The organism is Clostridioides sp. ES-S-0005-03, from assembly GCF_020658455.1.
Classification (GTDB): domain Bacteria; phylum Bacillota; class Clostridia; order Peptostreptococcales; family Peptostreptococcaceae; genus Clostridioides.
The window spans coordinates 1,009,279-1,028,130 of the sequence record NZ_JACVWI010000001.1 but is presented as its reverse complement, the minus strand read 5'-3'; the positions used below and the strand labels follow the sequence as shown (position 1 = coordinate 1,028,130).

The 18,852-nt window shown below is 26.6% G+C and carries 17 protein-coding genes; 14 read left to right on the top strand and 3 right to left on the bottom strand.

The features are described 5' to 3' along the window. The first annotated feature begins 44 nt into the window (after window positions 1–44). From IC218_RS04980 to IC218_RS04960, 5 genes are all read left to right on the top strand, one after another. Window positions 45–689, top strand: a complete 645-nt coding sequence (locus IC218_RS04980; protein ID WP_227435150.1) for a TetR/AcrR family transcriptional regulator — start codon at window positions 45–47, stop codon at window positions 687–689. 145 nt (window positions 690–834) lie between these two features. Further along, entirely contained in the window at window positions 835–1,506 is a 672-nt protein-coding gene (locus IC218_RS04975; RefSeq protein ID WP_227435151.1) for a response regulator transcription factor, read from the top strand. 2 nt (window positions 1,507–1,508) lie between these two features. Then, entirely contained in the window at window positions 1,509–2,417 is a 909-nt protein-coding gene (locus tag IC218_RS04970) for a sensor histidine kinase (protein WP_227823942.1), read from the top strand. 83 nt (window positions 2,418–2,500) lie between these two features. Further along, a complete protein-coding gene (locus IC218_RS04965) occupies window positions 2,501–3,187 on the top strand; it encodes an ABC transporter ATP-binding protein (protein ID WP_227435153.1) in 687 nt (228 codons plus the stop codon). Next, window positions 3,184–5,739, top strand: a complete 2,556-nt coding sequence (locus IC218_RS04960) for an FtsX-like permease family protein (protein ID WP_227823941.1) — start codon at window positions 3,184–3,186, stop codon at window positions 5,737–5,739. The genes IC218_RS04965 and IC218_RS04960 overlap by 4 nt, the downstream gene beginning before the upstream one ends. A gap of 139 nt (window positions 5,740–5,878) precedes the next feature. Here the strand turns inward: IC218_RS04960 and IC218_RS04955 are convergent, their stop codons facing one another. Next, a complete protein-coding gene (locus IC218_RS04955; protein WP_227435155.1) occupies window positions 5,879–7,078 on the bottom strand; it encodes a coenzyme F420-0:L-glutamate ligase in 1,200 nt (399 codons plus the stop codon). A 118-nt stretch (window positions 7,079–7,196) separates the two neighbouring features. Between IC218_RS04955 and IC218_RS04950 the strand changes: the two genes are divergently transcribed. Together IC218_RS04950 and IC218_RS04945 are read left to right on the top strand one after the other, a co-directional pair. Then, window positions 7,197–8,084: a LysR family transcriptional regulator gene (locus IC218_RS04950; RefSeq protein ID WP_227435156.1), complete on the top strand. Its 888-nt coding sequence runs from the start codon at window positions 7,197–7,199 to the stop codon at window positions 8,082–8,084. A gap of 254 nt (window positions 8,085–8,338) precedes the next feature. After that, window positions 8,339–8,893: a GNAT family N-acetyltransferase gene (locus tag IC218_RS04945; protein ID WP_227435157.1), complete on the top strand. Its 555-nt coding sequence runs from the start codon at window positions 8,339–8,341 to the stop codon at window positions 8,891–8,893. A gap of 168 nt (window positions 8,894–9,061) precedes the next feature. Here IC218_RS04945 and IC218_RS04940 read toward each other — a convergent pair whose 3' ends face one another. Beyond that, window positions 9,062–9,922 carry a YitT family protein gene (locus tag IC218_RS04940; protein ID WP_227823940.1) on the bottom strand — a complete coding sequence of 287 codons (861 nt, stop codon included), beginning with the start codon at window positions 9,920–9,922 and terminating at the stop codon, window positions 9,062–9,064. 503 nt (window positions 9,923–10,425) lie between these two features. Here IC218_RS04940 and IC218_RS04935 point away from each other — a divergent pair. The 6 genes from IC218_RS04935 to IC218_RS04910 all read left to right on the top strand — a co-directional run bounded on the left by IC218_RS04935 (window position 10,426) and on the right by IC218_RS04910 (window position 17,588). Next, complete coding sequence (locus IC218_RS04935; RefSeq protein WP_227823939.1) at window positions 10,426–11,832, top strand: sensor histidine kinase; 1,407 nt, start codon at window positions 10,426–10,428, stop codon at window positions 11,830–11,832. A 241-nt stretch (window positions 11,833–12,073) separates the two neighbouring features. Continuing rightward, window positions 12,074–14,554 (top strand): ABC transporter permease, encoded by a 2,481-nt coding sequence (locus tag IC218_RS04930; RefSeq protein WP_227823938.1) that lies wholly within the window; start codon window positions 12,074–12,076, stop codon window positions 14,552–14,554. 16 nt (window positions 14,555–14,570) lie between these two features. Further along, window positions 14,571–15,260, top strand: coding sequence for an ABC transporter ATP-binding protein (locus IC218_RS04925; protein WP_227823937.1), 690 nt, complete (start codon window positions 14,571–14,573; stop codon window positions 15,258–15,260). Between the two features lie 343 nt (window positions 15,261–15,603). Then, complete coding sequence (locus tag IC218_RS04920; protein ID WP_227435162.1) at window positions 15,604–15,924, top strand: Fe-S cluster assembly protein HesB; 321 nt, start codon at window positions 15,604–15,606, stop codon at window positions 15,922–15,924. Window positions 15,925–16,063: 139 nt separating this feature from the next. Next, the gene (trmB, locus tag IC218_RS04915; protein WP_227435163.1) at window positions 16,064–16,708 is read left to right on the top strand and encodes a tRNA (guanosine(46)-N7)-methyltransferase TrmB; all 645 of its coding nucleotides are present in this window, start codon (window positions 16,064–16,066) and stop codon (window positions 16,706–16,708) included. Between the two features lie 148 nt (window positions 16,709–16,856). After that, window positions 16,857–17,588, top strand: a complete 732-nt coding sequence (locus tag IC218_RS04910) for a hypothetical protein (protein WP_227435165.1) — start codon at window positions 16,857–16,859, stop codon at window positions 17,586–17,588. 151 nt (window positions 17,589–17,739) lie between these two features. Here IC218_RS04910 and IC218_RS04905 read toward each other — a convergent pair whose 3' ends face one another. Continuing rightward, complete coding sequence (locus IC218_RS04905; RefSeq protein WP_227435168.1) at window positions 17,740–18,018, bottom strand: hypothetical protein; 279 nt, start codon at window positions 18,016–18,018, stop codon at window positions 17,740–17,742. A 270-nt stretch (window positions 18,019–18,288) separates the two neighbouring features. Here IC218_RS04905 and IC218_RS04900 point away from each other — a divergent pair, with 270 nt between their 5' ends. Continuing rightward, window positions 18,289–18,735, top strand: a complete 447-nt coding sequence (locus IC218_RS04900) for a hypothetical protein (RefSeq protein WP_227823936.1) — start codon at window positions 18,289–18,291, stop codon at window positions 18,733–18,735. Window positions 18,736–18,852 lie beyond the last annotated feature (117 nt).

The following is an 18,852-nucleotide window of genomic DNA, read 5'->3' as shown; positions in this document are numbered from 1 at the left end:
TATGAACAATTAATATAAATTGATAAAGAAAGAAGTGAATTTATATGTCAAGAAATAAACATTCTGACAAGATGAGAAGTCAGATATTAGACGTTGCGTGGAAAATATTCGAAGAAAATGACTATGATGATGTAACTATGCAACAAATTGTGGATACTCTTGATATATCTAAAGAATCTGTATACTACCATTTTAAAGATAAAGAACTCCTGTTCGAAGAGATTATATCAAGTAATTTAAAAGTAGAGATGGAAAATTTAAAGTTAATATTAAATAATCCTAACTTTACGATTAGAGAAAAAGTGTCTGAATTTATCTTACACATATCTAGTTCAGAAATAAGGAAAAAATTGATTGATTATATGTGCCTCCAAAAAAAACCTATCTTATTTATGAAGAGTATAAGAGCATCTACGCTTGAAATGACCCCTTTACTATCTTGCTTAATAAAACAAGGTGTTGAAGAAGGCATTTTTAAAACTGATTATCCAAACGAAATGTCTGAAGTATTTATAATATTAATAAATATTTGGTTAGACCCAGTATTGTTTAATGAGAGTACAGAAAAACATTTCAAACGTATTGAGTGTCTTGCTAATTTATTAAGTGCAAGTGGTGTACATATTATAACTGATAATGATTTAAAATCAATTAAAGCCTTTTATAGAGAATGTTCTAAAGGTGAATAGTCTATAAATAAAAAACTGTAACTAGATTTGAGAAAAAACAAATTTAATTACAGTTTTTTTAGTAAAATAGGTGTATCAATATATTTTTAACAAAAGATAAGAAGAAATACTATTTTAAAAGTTTAAAAATAAAAGGAGTAGAAAATTGAATTTATTAATTATTGAAGATGATACAAACTTAAATGAAGGTCTTTTTTATGCTTTTGAAAGTGAAGGATTTAATGTTTTAAAAGCTTATACAAAACAAGAGGGCTTACATATATTTAATAATAAAAATATAGATTTTATAATTTTAGATTGTAATCTGCCAGACGGAAATGGATTTGATATATGTAAGCAAATACGAGAAATGTCAGATATTCCAATTATAATGCTTACTGCAAGAGATTCAGAGATTGATGAGGTAACAGGATTAGAAATAGGTTTAGATGATTATATCACAAAGCCGTTTTCTTTGTCTGTATTAAAAGCGAGGGTTAAAGTAGCAATAAGAAAAAAATCAAATAATAAAGTGCTGTATTCTAATGGTATAAGATTAGACCAAAAGTTATTAAAGGTGTATAAAAATGAAGTAGATTTGGAACTTAGTGCTGTAGAATATAAGCTTATTAATTATTTAATTGAGAATAAAGGACAAATATTATTGAAGGAACAAATTTTACATCATATATGGGATAGTGAAGAAAATTATGTTGATGAGAATATTATATCTGTAAATATAAGAAGACTTAGAATGAAGGTAGAGGATAATCCATCTAATCCAAAGTATATAAAAACAGCTTATGGAATGGGCTATCTATGGAATGAGGTGGAATAAATATGTTACTATTATTTGTTGCAATATGTATGATAATTATAGCTATAATAACTATTAAAAAAAGTCAAAATACATGTGACGAATTAAGTCTAATGCTAAATCAATTATTGGAAGGTAAAGAAATTTCTTATCCAGATACAAAAGATACAAGAATATCAAAAATTTCTTACCAAGTAAAAAAAGTTAAAGATATGATAGAGATAGAAGTAGAGCAGTCAAAATCAGAAAAGGAAGCAATTAAAAGTTTAATTTCAAATATGTCACATCAATTAAAAACACCACTTTCAAATATTACCATTTACTGTGAACTTTTAGAAAATAGTAATCTTCCTACATCAAAAAAAGTAGAATTTTTACAAAAAATGAAAAATCAAACTTTTAAAATTGACTGGTTATTAGAGTCTCTATTTAAGATGACTAAATTAGAAGATGGGGTTATCAAATTTGAAGCAGAAGAACTACTAATTAAAGACACTATTGTTCAAAGTATTAGTACTGTTTTTAATAAAGCAGAATCTAAAAACATAAAAATAAATTTAGAAATATTTTCAGATATAAAGTTATTTCATAATAAAAAATGGACTATAGAGGCAATTGTAAATGTCTTAGAAAATGCAATAAAATATTCACCATCAAATAGTATAATTACTATTTCTGTAGAAAAAATGGAACTATACACTAAAATTATAATCAAAGATGAAGGAATAGGCATTGATGGTAAAGAATTGAACAATATTTTTAAACGATTTTATAGAGGTAAAAATGTTGAAAATCAAAATGGTACAGGAATTGGTCTCTATCTTACAAGATTAATTTTAGAAAAAGAAAAAGGGAATATTATAGTAGAATCCAAATTAGGAAGCGGAAGTTGTTTTAGTATCTTCTTACAAAATTGTAAGAGTTTAAATTAACTTTGTAGGATGGGTGTAATTATCGTCACTTACAATATCTTATAAGAACTTATATTTTAAGTTATGTTGAAAGGAGAAATAAAATGAGTATATTAGTGACGAATCATTTAGTAAAACATTATGGAGAATATGAAAACAAGGTCAATGCACTAAATGGGGTAAGCATAGAAATTGAAAAGGCTACATTTACTGCTATAGTTGGAACTTCTGGGTCTGGTAAAAGTACATTATTAAACATTATAGGTGGGTTGGATAGCCCATCATCAGGAGATGTAATAATTAAGGGTAAAAACATATCTAAATTAAGAAAAAAGGATTTGACTGTATTTAGAAGAAGGAATATAGGTTTTATATTTCAAAATTACAGTTTAATACCAGTACTAAATGTCTATGATAATATTGCTCTTCCTGTTACATTGGATAAAGGAAATTATGTAGACCATAGCTATATTGAAATGTTAATGAATACATTAGGTATTTGGGACAAACGTCTAAAATTTCCAAGTGAACTTTCTGGTGGACAACAACAGAGAGTAGCAATTGCTAGAGCCTTAGCAAATAAACCTGCACTTATACTAGCTGATGAACCAACAGGAAATCTCGATAGTAAGACTACAATGGAAGTAGTATGTTTACTAAAAGAAAGTAGTGCAAAATTTCACCAAACAATACTTATGGTAACACATAATGAAAATATAGCACAAATATGCGATTCTATCATACATATTGAAGATGGAATTGTAGTAAATAATGGTGGTGAAATACTATGATATCTTTAATGAAGTTTGCAATTCAATATATTAAACATTATAAAAAACAATCTATATCTATAATCTTAAGCATCGTACTATCGGTAGCCTTATTGACAGGAATTGGTTCTTTAGTAAATAGTGCAAATAAAAGTAAAATTGAGAAAATAAGAGCGGATAATGGAGATTATCATTTTTATTTTAAGGTAGATAATAAACAACTACAAAAAATTAAGAAAAACAAAAAATCAAATGAATACACTGTAAATAGACTTGGTATCACAAATACTAAAGGTTCTATAGATGAACCTTTCATTATGAATTTTTTAAATGTGGATTCATCTTATTTAGATATGACAGGTAGAAAATTATTGAAAGGAAAGCTTCCTAGCAAAGAAGGAGAAATAGCACTTGATACCTATTCATTAAATAATTTAAATATAAAAGAAAAAATTGGAACAGAGATAAAATTAGACGGAAAAACTTATAAGTTATGTGGGATTTTATCTGATATTTTAAATCCAGAAACTGCTTTAGAGGGTTTTGTAGATAGTTCTACATTTTCTGAAGAAAATGGTAATTATATGGTTTATGTAAAATTTGATGAAAATAAAAATATAAAAAAACAAAGTGCTAGATTTATGAGAGAATTTAGTATATCGAAAAAAAGTTCCTATGTAAACTGGAATTTATCAAGTGAATTTGGTGTAAAACCTCCAATAACTTTTGAAAGATATAGTGTATTTCAATTTTTAAATTCTTTAAAATTAAATACAAATGCAATTGTTTTGATTATTGGAATATTTAGTGCAGCAGCAATATATAGTATTTTCCATGTTTCGATACTTCAAAGAATATCACAATATGGCGCTTTAGAAGTGTTAGGTGCTAATAATAAGCAACTTTTACTACTCTTGTTTTTAGAATTATTTTTACTTTTCATCATAGGTTTTCCTATAGGATGTATTTTAGGCATAGGAGTAGCTTCAACAATACATCAACAATTTCCTCATATATTCTTAGGTAGTGATATTATTCCAGGGTCATTTTTTATAAGTGAAAAATCTATTTACTTAGGATTTTTGTTTTTAGCATTATTGTTAATTTTAATCACTGTACGAGTTGTATATAAGCTAAGCAAATATTCTAGTATTGAGTCAATGAAAAATTTTGAAGTTATTAGTAAACAGAATAGAGAGATAAAAAGTATAAAGTTTTCTAACATGACAGCAGTATTATCTCATAAATATATGACTCAAAAAAAAGGAATGTTTATAGGGATTTTGTGTTCATTAGCACTTGGGGGAATTATTTTTCTATGTTCTAGCTATTCTATACAACTTACTAGAAATAATAACGAGCTTACAATGAAGGCTGATGATGGTTTAAATTCTGATTATCAAATAGCTATGCAAACAACTGATTTTGATATAGGAATACCAAAAGATAAAATTTCAAGACTAAACGAAGTAGAAGGTGTATCAAGTATTCACCCAGTAAGGTATTTTTTTGGCGGTATACACATTAGAGATGAACAATTACTTTGGAAAAATTTCTTTAAACCTCTTGAAAAAGATTACAGAATAAAGAATTTTTTCAATGGAATTTGCACTAAACAAAGTGATGGGGGATACCTTTTAAAGACAAATATCTATGGATATAATGCTAACATGTTAAAAGGATTAAATCCTTATATTATTGATGGAAAAATTGATAATTCTGACATGGTTAAAAATAATAAAGTGATTGTTAGACTTCCTATGGATGGTACTGGTATATATGGTGCAGTTGACATAAAGCCAGGAGATACTATCAAAGTTAAAGTGCCAAAAACAATGAAACCTACTGATGAGACTATTAAGTTTAAAGAAGAAGATAAAAATGATTATACAGTAAAAGAATTTGTAGTTGCTGCTACTGTAAAACGTGTAATGGCAAATAATATATACTTTATTGGCGATTATGGCATGGATATAGTTATGACAAATGAACAAATGGAAAGTAATTTTAATATCATAAATTACAATATGGCCAGTATAAAAAAGACGAAAGAAAGCAATAGCATGGAAGTAGCTAAAGAAATAAAAAATGTTATACATAATATAAAACGATGTATTGTGACAGATTATACTATTGCTATTGAAAAAAATAATATTTATTTAAACCAGAAATTATTGTTTATATATGGTATCGTATTTGTACTTCTAAGCATAAGTTTGTTTCATATTATCAATACAGTGAGTTATTTAGTTTTTTCACGAAGACATGAATTTGGAATTTTAAGAGCTATGGGAATCACAGATAATAAGTTTTTGATTATGATGATGAGGGAAGGTTTTTTATATGGACTATATGCAAGTATTATAATGGTAATTGGAAGTATTATTGGGCAATCTATGATTTATTTTATAGTAAAACGCGTATATTTATATATAAATCCAGTTTTCAATATAAATATGTCTCTATATGTGGGTATGATTATTTTAAATATTACTATTAGTATTGTTGCAGTTATCATTCCAGTAAAACAAATATTAAAGAGTGATATTATTTCAGAAATAAATAGAGATTAAAATTCTTAATAAAGATTAATAAATTAAACTATGTAAATATTAAATAACCTCTTAATTGATATACAGTAAAGTTATGTCAATTAAGAGGTCTATATTAGTTTTTAATCTAAATAAATTACATAAAATGCTTTAAAATATATTATTTTGTATAGTTATCAAAATAACCTTGTATGTAAATAATAGGAGTACCTTTATCTCCACTTCCAGAAGTTAAATCTGCTAAAGAACCTATAAGGTCTGTAAGTCTTCTTGGAGTAGTACCTTGAGAAACCATATTTCCTGTTAAATCATCAGATTTATTATCTTTTTCAACTATGTATTTTGAAATTGCTTCTTTTAACTCATCTCCAGATAAGTCAGCAAAATCATTATCAGCTAAATATTTTAATTTCACCTCATTTGGAGTACCTTCTAAGCCTTTTGTATAAGCAGGAGAAACTACTGGGTCAGCTAGCTCCCATATTTTCCCTACAGGGTCTTTGAACGCTCCATCTCCATAAACCATTACCTCTACATTTTTACCTGTAATTTCTTTTATATTGCTTTGAATTTTATTTACAACTTCATCACAATTTATAGGGAATAATTTTACAGTTTCTTCTGTAGCTTTGTTTGAACCTAAAAGTCCATATTGGTCATTATACCCACTACCATCTACACTTGATGTCATTATATCATCAAGAGAATATACCTTTTTAGCACCATTTTGATTTAAAATTCTCTTTGTTCTTTGTCTTGTATGTATATCACAAGTTAAAACACTTGTTGTGTAATTAAGTATAGTTTTTGGATTGTTAGCAAAAACTATTTCTACTTCTGCACCACACTCTTTAATTAAATTTTTATAATAATCAACATAATCAACACCAGTAAATGTATGTTTATTATATCCAAATAGTTCTCTATATTTTTCTTCTGTTAACACATCTGACCAAGGGTTTATTCCTTTGTCATCAAGTTCATCAATACTTATCAAGTGATTTCCAACCTCATCAGAAGGGTAGCTTAACATTAATACAACTTTTCTACATCCTTTTGCAATACCCTTTAGACATATTGCAAAACGATTTCTACTTAAAATTGGAAATATAACACCAACAGTATCATCTCCAAATTTATCTTTTACATCTTTCGCTATATTGTCAACATGAGCATAGTTTCCTTGTGCTCTAGCAACAACAGCTTCTGTAACAGCAATTACATCTTTGTCTCTAACTTCAAAGTTTTCACTCTTTGATGCATTTAAGACAGAATCAACAACTATTTTAACTAAGTCATCTCCTTGTCTTATAATAGGTGCTCTAACACCTCTTGAAACAGTTCCAACTAATCTATCCATTATTTAAAATCCTCCTAAAGAATTAATATTGTCATATTAGTACCATGTATATTATAATTCAAATATAATCATAAGTAAAATAAATAATACTAATATTTGATATAAGGAGTAGTTATGTATGAACGTAAAACTTGAATTATATAAAGTTTTCAATGCAGTTGTAAGTCATAAGAGCTTTTCTGTTGCTGCCAAAGAATTATTTATGTCACAGCCAGCTGTAAGCCAATCAATTAAACAATTAGAAGAACAATTAGATACTATATTATTTTATAGAAATAATAAAGGTGTAAAGTTAACTCCAGAAGGAAAAATTTTAAGTGAACATGTTGCTACTGCATTAAACTTAATCGCATCAGGAGAAGATAGAATAAATAAATTTAAAAAATTGGAATATGGTTCATTAAAAATTGGAGTAGGAGATACAGCAGCACGTTTTTTTCTATTAAAGTATTTGGAAATTTTTCATAAGAAATACCCACATATACATGTATCTACAATAAATAGAACTAGTAGAGAACTTATATCCTTACTTAAAGATGGTAATATTGATATAGCAATCATAAATATGCCAATAGAAGATGAAACATTAAATATCGTTGAATGTATTGAGATACATGACATATTTGTATGTGCAAATGATTACATAGAATACAAAGGAAAGCAAATATCTTTAGAAGAATTAAATTTGTTACCTTTGATAATGTTAGAAAATAAAGCAAATTCAAGGCTTTATGTAAATGAATATTTTTTATCAAAAGGTATAAAACTAAACCCAGATATAGAATTAGGCTCTCATGAATTACTTTTAGAATTTGCATATATAAATCTTGGAGTATCTTGTGTTATAGAAGAATTTAGCATAGATTACTTAAATAGTGGAAAATTATTCAAATTAGACATAAAAGAGCCAATACCTAAGAGAAGTATAGGTTATTGCCATTTGAAAAATATCTCTTTATCACTAGCAACAAAAGAGTTTTTAAGTATGATATCTAATAATATGTAAGTTTATATTTGGCATTTCTAAAATAAGTTTAATAAAAATAAATTAAAAAGTACCTACATATACATGTATCTTACAATAAATAGAACTAGTAGAGAACTTATATTATTACTAATAATGTTGTAGATTTGAGAGATTTATAATAAGCTAATTTTTATTAAATTAGAAATAAGGTTAATTTGAGCACATTTATATAATTAATATCGTATTTTAAATATGAACAGTATATTAGATTAATGTATAAAGGGGGATTAGAAATGTCTGATTCTGAATATCCTCAAATGAAAACCTTAGAAACTAGAAACTGCATACTAAGACCTGCATCATTAAATGATACTGAGGATTTTTTTGATTGTTATAAAAATAAAGTAGTAGTAAAACATTTACCATTTAATGAGCATAAGTCTTTAGAAGACACAAGAAAATTTATAAAATCATTTTTTTTAAATCCATATAAAAAAGGAAAAATAGGTCACTTTGCAATAGTGTACAAAAGAGATAATAAAGTTATTGGGAATATGGGGTTTAATAATATAAATCCAAAGGCATTGGAAGCTGAAATTGGCGTATGTATTAATCCCAATTACTGGGGTCATGACTTTGCTACTGAGATAACTAAAAGAGTAATACAATATGGATTTAGAGAACTAAATCTAAATAAAATCATTGCGATAACCTATGAAGAAAATGCGAATTCTACAAAATCATTAGATTTATTGGGTTTTAAATGTGTAGGAAAATATATCAAAAAAATTCATACTGGAAGCACAATAAAAAATGTTCCATGTTATCAGTATGAATTGAAAAAATAATGAGTATTTAGTGTTCTAATAAATGTTAGATAAAAACAATGCCAAAATCATATTATATCTACTAAAAAGGTTTAGTATATTAATTAATATACTCACACTTTAATATGATATGATTTTGGCATCTATAAGTTATTAAAAACTATATAAACAAAGTTATAAAACAACTTATTAATTTTCTAAGTTTTTAAATCCTTCTCCAAGAACCTCATGTACATCTGTAACAATAACAAATGCAGTAGGGTCAGTCTTTTTAACTAATCTCTTAAGATAAAGTTCTTGCTTTTTAGAAACTACAACAAGTAGTACTTCCTTGTTTTCTCTAGTGTAACCACCTTTACCATCAAGAATAGTAAGACCTCTATCAAGTTCTTTTGTTATGGCTTGTCTTAAACTTTCAGGTTCTTCAGAAATAATAAAAAATGCTTTTGAATGATCAAATCCTTCCATTATCATATCTGCTATTTTTATTAAGACACAAAGTGCTATCCCAGAGTAAAGGCCTGTTTCTATACTACTATTTACTATACCAGAAGATATAACGACCATTCCATCTAAACAAGACATAAATTTTGTAGCTTTTATCCCTGGAAACTTTTTACTAAGTATAAGTGCAATTAAATCTGTTCCTCCAGTAGAAGCATCTGATTTAAACATTATTCCTAAACCTATCCCAACTAAAATTCCTCCTGCAATAGCTGATAGTAGTAAGTCATCAGTTAATCTCAATTTTGATAGTGGGTCTGTCAATTGGACTATAGCAGAGAATACTATTGTCCCAAATAACGTTTTTAATGAATTTTTTGTACCCATAATTCTGAAAGCAAGTATTACTAATGGAACACCTATGATTAACATGATAGCTGATACTGGAAGCCCTGTAACTTTATTTAACACTAAAGATAGACCACTAAGCCCTCCAGGAGCAATTGTATGTGGTTTTAAAAACATATTTATACCAATACTCATTGATATACAACCAAAAAATAACCCAAGCATTTCAAGTAAAATTGGCGACTTTTGTTTTTTCATATAAACACCTCCATGAACTTGTCACAATTTAATATTATAACATATTTGACCAGTTTATATTATATAAAATTTCTTGACATAAGCAATTTCAAGTGTTTTATTATTCTTAATATTTGTGAAATATTTCCAAAATACATGATTTTCTGTCATTCTTCTAACACGATTATTTTTTAGTGGAAATTTTTTATATGTTATAATTTTTAATTCTTTTATTAAAGTATCCCCTATAAAAGTGGTTCTATGATATGCTTTTCTATTTTCATTAATATACACATGTTATTTTGTATTCAGATTTAGATGGTTTAATATTTAATAAGTAATTTTAAACTGTTTTATATATCATCACTGTTTTATATATTGTCATAGTGCTTTATTAAATAACAGATAACTTGATAATATAAAACTATACACATATAATTTAAGATAGTATCATATTTAATAAGATTTACCTTAAAAATAGTTAAAAAACACAAATATATAAGTTTTGGAAAAGAGTTGATTAAATGCGTAAGTCTGGATACAGGACAATACTTTACTCGTACATTATTTTTTTCTTAGTGCTTTTCTGCCTGGCTTTAACTGCAATAGGAATTTTCTTATCACTTATTAATGTCCAGCATCCAAATGGAAAAAGCATACGTAGTAACTGGCCTCAAAATTTTATGGAAAGTTTTACTGAGCAAATTATATTTATAGATAATAAACCACAAATAAAACAATCTGGTTTGGAAAAGCTTCGGGAAAATCAATTATGGATACAAATCTTAGATAGTTATGGAAATAGAGTTTATGGATTTTCAGAACCAAAAAATCATAAAAATCATTATTCTAATTCTGAGTTATTGGAATTAGCCAAGAAAGATACTTCAAATGCTGATACTGTATACTTGAGTACTATTGAAAATAATGAGGATGAATTTATTTATATTATACACTTTCCACTTAATATTTCTAAAGTAACAATGTTTTTTGATGGGACTAAATTTATAGGTGGAAAACCTATTGTGCTTTCAATAATAGGTATTATATTTTTAATAGTTTTAATTTCTGGAATTGCCTATGGATATTGGATAACAAAATTTATTTCACGAATCACGTCTTCTGTTAGTGATATTGCAAAGAGAACATATCTTCCAACCAAAGCGAAAGGAGCTTTTGCTGATGTCTATGATAGTTTGAATACTCTTAATGAAGAAATTCATATCAGTGATGAAATGAAAAAGAAAACAGATATTATACGAGAAGAATGGATTTCAAATATAACTCACGATTTAAAAACTCCCCTTTCACCAATAAAAGGATATGCAGAGATACTTGTAGACACTGATAATATTCTTTCATATGAACAAGTACAGAAATACGCTTCTATCATGCTTAAGAATATAGAATATACAAATACACTTATTAGCGATTTAAAGTTAACATATCAATTAGAAAATGGTATCATTCCGTTGAATAAGCAGAATAGCAACTTGATAAGGTTTTTGAAAGAGTTAGCTATTGATATTTTGAACTATCCAGAATATGGAACTAATACAATTGAATTTGACAGTAACATTGACAATATTAAATTTACTTTTGATTCTACACTTCTAAAGCGTGCATTTAGTAATCTGATTATTAATGCTTTTATGCATGGAAATCAAGATACCAAAGTTTCTTTGAATGTAATGATAGATGATAAAATTAATATAACTGTTTTAGATAATGGGAAAGGAATGACAGAGGAGGAAGTATCAAATTTATTTAATCGTTATTATCGTGGCACTAATACAGAACAAAAAACAGAAGGAACTGGTTTGGGATTGGCAATAACAAAGCAAATTATTGATCTTCATAGAGGAACTATCTCGGTTGATAGTATTTTATCTTTAGGAACTACATTTCATATTTCCTTTCCTATCAATTAAGGTTAAATAAGGTTAAATAAAAGATATATTAAGGTTGATAAATTATCATATTTATATGGTAGTTATCAACCTTTTCTTATTTAGGAGAAGACTTAATTTTAGGAGGAAATTTAATGAAAATAAAAAATTCTATGATTATCATTACATAAGTAAAAGCTTTTTTATCTGACTCTATTTATGGAGTATTAATTAGCATTAAGAAACTTTAGAGTTACATTAAATCAAGAAAGTAGGTGTAAATTTGAAAATTATATTAAAATATATCCTAACAAACATTAAAGAACGAAAAATAAGAACAGCAGTTATGTTGCTATCCGTAATTTTATCAACAGTTTTACTTTTCGTTTCCTTTTCAATTGGATTGTCTTATGAAAGTGCACAGAGAAAAATGGCAAGAGGTATGGCTGGGACTGCAACAATAGCTGTTCAAGGTACAGGTTCAAATAAATTAATTAGTTTAGAAGATATACCAGATTTACATTCCATAAAATCAAAAGTCGGAATATTAGAAAGCTCTGCTGTTTATCATGAAGATGGATATTATGAATCATTCGATATTATAGCAGCAGATTTACCACAACTAAACAAAATTAATAAACCACGATTGGTAAATGGAAATAATATCACTGATTTTTCTGGTGATAAAATTATTCTTCCAGACCGTTTCACATCAAAATATAAAATTAAAAAAGGTGATTTAATCAATTTAGAAATTTATAGTAAGCCTTACACTTTTGAAGTGGCTGATATTGCTGCATATGACACAGTCTTTTTGAGACATACAAGAGGGGTAAATGCATTAATACCTAAAGACACGCTATCTAAAATTTTAAATAAAGAAAGTGGATATACAAAAATTTTGATAGAGCCGAAAAACGACATAACAACAGAAAATTTGATAAATGAATTATCAGAAAAAATTTCAACTAAAGAATATAAAGTATCAAATACTGTAAATGAAACTCAGATAATTGCAGATGCTAGACAGAAAACAATGCCATTTTTCCTAATAAGTTTTTTTGCATTAACTATGAGTATTTTTATTATATATAGTAGTTACAAGGTAATTACATTAGAGCGTCTTCCAATCATTGGAACATTTCGAAGTATTGGTGCTAATAAAAAAACAGTAACTAATATTTTACTATTTGAAAGTATATTATATGGAAGTGTTGGAGGGTTACTTGGAATTCCGATTGGTATAGTTGTTTTAAATTTTATGCTTCATGGTCTTGGTAATTCTCTTGAACAAGGTATATCAATTCCAACAGTAATATCTCCAATAGTAATTATTTCTTCTTTTTTAGTAGCGATAATTGTTTCTCTACTTAGTTCATATATACCTATAAAAAAGACTAGTAAGTTATCAATAAAAGATGTTGTTTTGGGAACGGTGGAAGAAAAGAATATTTCAAATCGTACTATATTTTGTATAGGTTTTATAGTACTTTTTTTATCTATTCTACTTCCAAGGATAACAACTGAAAATACTTTGTATTTAGCTGGAGGATTTTCGTTATTAGGACTAATTGTATCTACCATTATTCTAATTCCTATTTTTACTGATACTATGTCTACAGTATTTGAATTTATTTATGAAAAGATTTTGGGAAATGAAGGTAAATTAGCTGCCAGAAATATGAAGAATAATAAAAATATCACACAAAACATTACATTACTATTTATAAGTATTTCTGCTGTAATTGCAATAAGTGTTGTAGGAAGTTTTGTCAAGACATATATAGGCGATGTATTTCGTGATGCCAAGTTACAGGGATTCGCAGATGGAAATATGAATCAAGAATTTATTGAAAATGTTAAACACATGGATGGAATTAAAAAAGTTTTACCTATCTATGTTATGAACAATGAAATATCTTGTGACAGTATAAAATTTTCAAGAGTAGAAGCAACTGATAATATAAAATCATATAGTTCTATGTTTGCAATAAATTATACTAATTCTCATATGAAGGAAGTAGCAATTAAATCTTTTGAAAAAGAACGCTCTATTATTTTAAATGAAGATACACTTAAAAAAACAAGTTTCTCTGTAGGGGATAAAATAATTGTATCTGATGGTGATAAAGAGGTTTTTTACACAATAGTTGGAAGTTTTAAATCTCGCGCAAATGATGTAGAAGCTGTTATACCATCTCGTTATGCAGTTAGTGATTTCGATAAAACTACATATGGATTTTTAGCTTACACAGCAGTCAATCCAGATGTGATTATGATTCAAATAAGAGATTTATTTGGAGATACATCTAATTGGAGTCGTACTGTTGAGGAATTCAACAATGACTCTTTAAATACGATAAATAGCTTTTTATCTCCTATGAATAATATGACCTATTTTATTTTACTGCTTGCTACAGTAGGTATAATTAATAATCTATTGATAAACTATATTCAAAAGCGACGTTCTATAGCTATGTATAAATCTGTAGGACAAAGTGATAAACAGAATATTAAAATGACTTTAATTGAAGGATTTACATCAGGTTTATTTGGTGCTTTTATTGGAGTATTAATATCTATATTAGAAATTCAGACGATTTTCATAGTTGCAGGACCAAAGATTTCAATGACACCAGATTTAGATTTTAAAACATTCATTTTTGTTGGAATGTTAGGTATTACGGTAACATTAATCGGTTCAGTAGTACCAATTATAAAAGGAAAGAAAATGAAATTAGTAGAAGAAATTAAATTTGAATAAAAATGGAGGATAACACATGAAAGCAAGCTATAAAAGTATAGCAATAGAAGCAAAAAATATTATTAAAGAATTTAAAGTTGATAATACAACTACTAAAGTTTTAAAAGATATATCTTTACAGGTGATGAAAGGTGAGTTCGTTTCTATTATGGGACAATCTGGTTCTGGCAAGAGTACTCTTTTATATATTTTAGGTAGGCTAGATACTCCAACAAGTGGAAAGGTATATATGAATGGAACAGATATATCACATTTCAATGACGATAAGATGAGTATAATACGTCGTAGAAATATAGGGTTTGTATTCCAATTTTATAATTTAATACCTAATTTAAATGTTGAAGAAAATATTATGCTACCTCTATTACTAGATGGGAAAAAAATGAATGATTACAAAAATCAATTAAACGATATTTTGGAAATTGTTGGATTATCAGATAAACGTAAACATATTCCACGTAAGTTGTCAGGTGGTCAACAACAACGTGTTGCAATAGCACGTGCATTAATAGGAAAACCAGAGATTTTATTTGCTGATGAACCTACTGGAAACTTAGACAGTAAGACAGGAGCAGAAATAATGCAATTACTCCGTAAAATAAATCAAGAAAGTGGTCAAACAATAATTATGGTGACTCATTCACCTGAAGCTGCTGGAAGTAGTAATCGTATTATTACAGTTCTAGATGGTGTAATAGCAGAATAATTAATAGATATATTTTGGTAATTTTTACATAATAATTTTAAATATTCTTAAAGATTTCAAGTCTTTTTAGATTGTATAATTTTTATATATATGAATTAGAATATGTTAAATGTGTTATAATATTAAGACAATGAATAAAAAATTATACTCTATGTAAATTATTTTATTTATTGTTTATTAAACATATTATTAGGGTATTTATTTAAGACAATAAAATATTTAAAAGTCTAAGTAATAATTGGTAGAAGTTTTGGCAAAATATACAAAAACTAATTGATTATATACGTTATATGGGTATATAATAGATATTGTTTTAATAAAATACTTGAAAGGGAATGATTTGATGAAAATTACTTTACCAGAAACAGCTATTGATACTTTAAAAAGTATCTTAAAAGACAATCAAGATAAACCTAACAATGTAAGAGTATACTTTGCAGGTGTTGGTTGTGGAGGTCCTTCTTTTGGATTAGCTTTAGATGAGAAAAAAGAAGATGACTTAACTTATGAAGTCGGAGAATTACAATTTGTGATGAGCTCTGATGAATATAGTCAATATGGAGATATAATTATAGAAGATACAGGATTTGGATTTAGAGTAATTCCAGAAAATATGAAAGATCAAGGTGGAGGAGGATGCTCTGGTTGTTCAGGGTGCCACTAGAATTGATTTTTTAGTATATTGAGAACTCTCTTTGATAGAAATAATTTTCTATTCTAAGAGAGTTCTTTTTATTTTTAAGTAAGATAATGTATAATAAAAAATGTATTTTACTAATTTTTATATGTAAGGAGAATTTATTGTGAGAAGAAGACGAAAAAAAGGTGCAGATGAAAAACTTTTAAGTTATACAGAATATGTCTTAAGAGAAGATATAGACAAGTTAAAGGGCAAATGGAGTATAAAGTTTGGAAATGATAATCCAATACATGTTGAATTTGGAACTGGAAAAGGTCAATTTATTACAACCTTGGCCAAGCAAAATCCTGATATAAACTATATTGCTATGGAATTAAAGGAAGAAGTACTTTTAAAGGCTGTTGAAAAAGCTGATGTTTCTAATTTAAATAATATATTATTTTTATGGGCTGATGTAAGTGATATTCTAAATTATTTTGAATCTAAAGAATTATCTAGGATTTATATAAATTTTTGTGACCCATGGCCAAAAAATAGATGGAGTAAAAGAAGACTTACTCATTCTGGATTTTTAGAGATGTATAATAATATTTTAGAAGATAATGGAGAAATTCATTTCAAAACAGATAATGAAAAATTATTCGAGTTTAGTTTAAATGAAATTGCTGCAAATAATTGGCTCTTAAAGAACATTTCTCTTGATTTAAGCAGTAGTGAGTATAAAAATAATGTTACAACAGAGTATGAGGATAAATTTATGTCACAAGGAATGCGAATATTTAGATGTGAAGCTAAAAAACGTAACTAGTAATATGTTTATAAGTTTAATAGTAGAAATTTATGCTAATTTATATTAATAAAGTGTACGAAAGTAGGCATATATAACAAGGAAACAGAGCCCTCTCATAGAAATTAATTTACTATGTAAAAAATTTTGTTTTATGTGGGAGGGTGCTATGAATTTAGCTAATTTAATACCATTTCTTATTTCTGCGACGGCTTTAAATCCAATAAATTCAAACGATAAGATTTTAAGTGAAAACCAACTTAAAGATATTTTTCCTGATGCTAACCTGAGAGCAGTTGTAAAGCGATATGTAAATCCAGATGAAATGACTATAAGTAATATAAAGGCTTTGGATGGTGAATTTTATGCAACTGGAGAAAATATTTCAAATTTAAAAGGTATATCATATCTTGAAAACATAGACAATTTTATTTTTTGGAACAATAACATAAAGGAACTTCCTAGAGAAATACTAGGTCTAAAAGATATGGACTCAATTAATCTTGCAAATAATTATTTAATTAATGATAATACAGTTAATTCTCTTTCAAATAATGGTGTAGATGTAAATTGTGATTTGAATTTTATTGATACAAAAGATAATCAATATAAATTAGATTCTAAATACCATAATATTGACATATCAAAAGGCGAGAGTATTGATTTGAGAAAAATAGTTACAAAGAAAATTGATAGTTATTACAAATACTGGGAAGTAACTAATAGCCTTCCGAAAGATTTAAACTTTGTGGTATCTGTAAGTGATAAGAGTATACTTTCATGTAAAGATATGATTATTAAGGGTAATAATAAAGGGCAAGCAGTAGTGAAAGTTATACTAAATGACAAAGATGATTTAAATACATCTCAAGAAGTTTTAATCACTGTAAATGTAAAATAACATAAAATAAAATAAAGTGTATATTTATACAACTTATTTAATTATTATATTTTTAATTTTAATATTAAATCAAAACAAAGGTTGCTAGTAACAAGGCACTAATATTAATGTTTTGTTACTAGCAACCTTTAGATATCTATAAATAGATTATCTAAAAAATCCCATTTCTTTTGTTAGTAGACCATATTCCTATTAAAATTATCAATGAATATACTATATACAAAACTATTCTTATATACTGAACATCTAGTCCAAAAAACTCAATATTACTTTGTGAGGTATGCAACATCACAAGTACTGCAGATATACCAATAAGCAAAGGATTAATTACTATTTGCTTATCAGTTCTTAAAATCATTATTTTTCCCATCCAAATTATCGATAATATAAAAAATAAAACTTTAAGACCAAACTCTAATGTATCTACCAAAGCGAAAACATCCCTTCATTTATAATAAATTTTTCAGCTTAATCAAATATAAAACCCTAATATAACTTTTTAAACTTGTACTAAATCCGTATAAGATAATTTAATTAAGTTCTATAAAACTTTATCTACATTAATATATACTACACTATACTTTGCATTTCTTAAATATAAATTATTAAAATTAATAAAATTTTGTTCATGAGTGTATAAAGATATATTTCATTATTTAAATGCATATCATTATATATACAGTTTTAGGAGGCGAGGTATATGGAATCTAAATTTTTTAATTGGTACACTCAATCCTTAGGAGGAACTTTTGGTATTATATCATGTATATGTGCTTATTTAAATGGATATATGTTTGTTTATACAAATAGTGCTAGCAGTTACTTTGAAAGTATAGGATTTTTAGGAATAATTTCAAGCTATGTATTACTTCCACTTTGTATGCTAACGTTGATTTTTGGAATTATACGTTCTTATACTCCAGATACATCTGATAAAAGTATTTTTGATATACCATTTTTTACTTTAAATAAACGATTGATACTTGTTACAGTAGTTTTTGGATTTATTGGTGCTAGATTTTATTTTATAATTCCTGCAATTTTAATGACTTTTAACTTATATAGTAGTATTTTAATCACTAAATTAAAAGATATACTATATAAAAACAAAGAAAATGATACTAATATGAAAGAAAGCGAAGTCTAAATTGCATAATTTTGGTATTTGTCTTAAAAATTCCCGAGGTATTAATTTGTATTTTATTGTATTTTGCAAAATATATTGAATTTTATTCATTTTATACTTATAATTTATATTAATAAT